Source organism: Arthrobacter celericrescens (assembly GCF_003614925.1).
GTDB classification, from domain to species: domain Bacteria; phylum Actinomycetota; class Actinomycetes; order Actinomycetales; family Micrococcaceae; genus Arthrobacter; species Arthrobacter celericrescens.
Genome location: NZ_QYLP01000057.1, coordinates 1 through 3,207, shown reverse-complemented (window position 1 = coordinate 3,207; position 3,207 = coordinate 1). Strand labels below are relative to the sequence as shown.

General features: G+C 66.4%; 3 protein-coding genes. All 3 read right to left on the bottom strand.

All coding sequences use genetic code 11. The features are described 5' to 3' along the window. Positions 1-226: 226 nt before the first annotated feature. Genes pstB through pstC form a run of 3 tightly spaced genes read right to left on the bottom strand, consistent with a single transcriptional unit; the run spans position 227 to position 3,094 of the window. A complete protein-coding gene (gene pstB / locus D3654_RS11895) occupies positions 227-1,006 on the bottom strand; it encodes a phosphate ABC transporter ATP-binding protein PstB (RefSeq protein ID WP_120521713.1) in 780 nt (259 codons plus the stop codon). A gap of 45 nt (positions 1,007-1,051) precedes the next feature. Continuing rightward, positions 1,052-2,161 (bottom strand): phosphate ABC transporter permease PstA, encoded by a 1,110-nt coding sequence (gene pstA, locus D3654_RS11890; RefSeq protein ID WP_120521712.1) that lies wholly within the window; start codon positions 2,159-2,161, stop codon positions 1,052-1,054. After that, positions 2,162-3,094, bottom strand: coding sequence for a phosphate ABC transporter permease subunit PstC (gene pstC, locus D3654_RS11885; protein WP_120521711.1), 933 nt, complete (start codon positions 3,092-3,094; stop codon positions 2,162-2,164). Between the last annotated feature and the right edge of the window lie 113 nt (positions 3,095-3,207).

Genomic DNA, 3,207 nt, shown 5'->3' with positions numbered 1-3,207 from the left:
CGGCACCCCCAAGGTGCCGCCCGCCGTCGGGCTTTAAGGGGCCCCAGCCGCAGGGGTCCCCGGGCGAGTGGCCCACACCGGCGAGGGACCCAAAACGAGCGAAGCGGGGATTGGGAGCCGGTGGGGACGAAGCGAGCCTGGGGTGCGGCTGGGGACCATCGACTGCTGAGCAGATGTCGTTATCAGGGACCAGAACGACGTCTACGCAGCAATCGATGGGAAGGTGTTATCCGAAGCGGCCGGAGACGTAGTCCTCGGTGGCCTTCTGGGCCGGGTTGTTGAAGATCGTGGTGGTGTCCGCGAACTCGATCAGCTTGCCCGGCTTGCCGGTGCCGGCGATGTTGAAGAACGCCGTCTTGTCCGAGACGCGGGCGGCCTGCTGCATGTTGTGGGTCACGATCACCACGGTGTACTGGTCCTTGAGCTCGTTGATGAGGTCCTCGACGGCCAGGGTGGAGATGGGGTCCAGGGCGGAGCAGGGCTCGTCCATGAGGATGACCTGGGGTTCCACGGCGATGGCGCGGGCGATGCACAGGCGCTGCTGCTGCCCGCCGGACAGGCCAGAACCGGGCTTCTCCAGGCGGTCCTTGACCTCGTTCCAGAGGTTGGCGCCGCGCAGTGACTTCTCCACCAGGGCATCGGCTTCGCCCTTGGAGATCCTCTTGTTGTTCAGCTTCACGCCGGCCAGCACGTTGTCCCGGATGGACATCGTGGGGAACGGGTTGGGCCGCTGGAAGACCATGCCCACCTGGGTGCGCACGGTCACCGGGTCCACGCCGGGGCCGTAGAGGTTGTCGCCGTCGAGGAGCACCTCGCCCTCCACGCGGGCACCCGGGAGGACCTCGTGCATGCGGTTCAGGGTGCGCAGGAAGGTGGACTTTCCGCAGCCGGACGGACCGATGAAGGCGGTGACCGACTTGGCCTCGATGTTGATGTTGACGCCTTCGACGGCCAGGAAATTGCCGTAGTAGACGTTCAGGTCCTTGACGTCGATCCGCTTAGACATGGTGTTCCTTCAATGCTGTGGTGGGAAGAATGTTGAGGCTCGGCACTAGCGGCCGGCCTTGGGGGCGAAGATCCGTGCGATCAAGCGGGCTGCGAGGTTCAGCAGCATCACCAGGATGATCAGCACCAGGGCCGCGCCCCAGGCCCGCTGGTCCGAGGGACCGGGGTTGGACGGCGAGGTCGGGTTGAGGATCTGCGTGTAGATGAACGTGGGCAGCGAGGCCATCCAGCCGCCGAAGACGTTGTTGTTGATGGTGGTGGCGAAACCGGCGGTGACCAGGATCGGTGCGGTTTCGCCGATCACGCGGGCGATCGCGAGGGTGACGCCGGACGCGATGCCGGAGATCGCCGTCGGGATGACCACCTTCAGGATGGTCCGCCACTTCCGCACGCCCAGCGCGTAGGAGGCCTCGCGCAGTTCGTTCGGGACGATCTTGAGCATTTCCTCGCTGGAGCGGACCACCACCGGGATCATCAGCACCGAAAGGGCGACGGCGGCGACGGCACCGGTCTTGGTGCCCGGACCCACAAGCGCGAAGAAGAACGCCGCGGCGAAAAGGCCGGCCACGATCGAGGGGATGCCGGTCATGACGTCCACGAAGAAGGTGATGGCACGGGCCAGCGGGCGGTCGTTGCCGTATTCCACCAGGTAGATCGCGGTGAGCAGGCCCACAGGCACGGAGATCACGGTGGCGAGCAGGGTGATCTGCACGGTACCGAGGAGCGCATGGTAGACACCGCCGAGCACCCTGGTGCCCTCTTCGACGCTCTTATTGTCGAAGGTTCCGGTGACGCCGTTCATGGACGTGCCGAGGAAGCCAGGGGTGATGATGCCGGGGATGCCGTTGACCAGCACGGTCCAGATCACCGAGACGAGCGGGAGCAGGGCGACAAGGAACGCCCCGACCACCAGGCAGGTGGCCAGCTTGTCCTTGGCCTTGCGGGCGCCTTCGACAATGCCGCTCCAGGCAACGAGGCCCAGGGCGAAGAGGATCGCGGAAACGATGCCCCAGCCGAAGACGTTGAAGCCGATCAGGGCGAGGATGGCCGCACCGAGCACGAGGGCGGCGGCGAGGACCACGTAGGGCGCGTACGAAGGCAACTGGCCTTTGGTCAGGGCGGAGCGCTTGCGGGTTACGGGGGCTGTGAGTGTCATTTAGTTCGCTCCCGAGAATTCTTTGTGCTTGGTGATGATCCAGCGCGCCACCATGTTCACGGCCAGGGTGATAACGAACAGCACCAGGCCGGCGGCGATCAGGGTGTTGACCTTCAGGCCGCTGGCTTCGGGGAAGTTCAGGGCGATCTCCGCGGCGATGGTCTGGTTGCCGCTCTGGATGAGGCTGGCCGTCAGCACGCCGGAGGAGAGCACCAGTGCCACGGCCATGGTTTCGCCGAGGGCGCGGCCCAGGCCCAGCATGACGGCGCTGATGATGCCCGGGCGGCCGAACGGCAGCACCGCCATCTTGATCATTTCCCAGCGGGTGGCTCCAAGGGCAAGCGCGGCTTCCTCGTGCAGCTTGGGGGTCTGCAGGAAGATTTCGCGGCTCAGGGAGGTGATGATCGGCAGCACCATGACGGACAGGACGATGCCTGCGGTCAGGATGGTCTTGCCGGTGGCGGAGGCTGGACCCTGGAAGATCGGCAGCCAGCCCAGGTTGTTGGCCAGCCAGTCGTAGCCGGGGGCGATTTCCTTGGCCAGGAAAGCGGCACCCCAGGCGCCGTACACCACGGATGGGATGGCGGCGAGGAGGTCGATCACGTAGCCCAGGCCGGAAGCGAGGCGGCGCGGGGCGTAGTGGGAGATGAACAGCGCCACGCCGATCGCCACGGGGGTGGCGATGACGAGGGCGATCAGCGCTGCGATGAGCGTGCCCAGGACGATCGGCCAGATGTAGGCGGCGAAGCCCTCGCCGCCCTGGATGTCGGCAGCCGGGGCCACGAAGGCGGGGAGGGCCTGGACAACCAGGAAGAGTGCGACGCCGAACAGGACGGCGAGGATGAGGCATCCCGCGGTCATGGCGGCTCCGGAGAAGACCTTGTCCCCCGTGCGCCCGGCGCCCTGGGAAGTGGTCAGGGAGTTGGTGGTCACGTCTACCTTCAACGTCGGTTCGGAAAATGGCCAAGTTCCCCGCCCCGCCCGGATGGCGTGCCATCGGCGGCGGGACAGGGAACTGGGGTTTCCGGCCGGCGGCACCGGGTGGT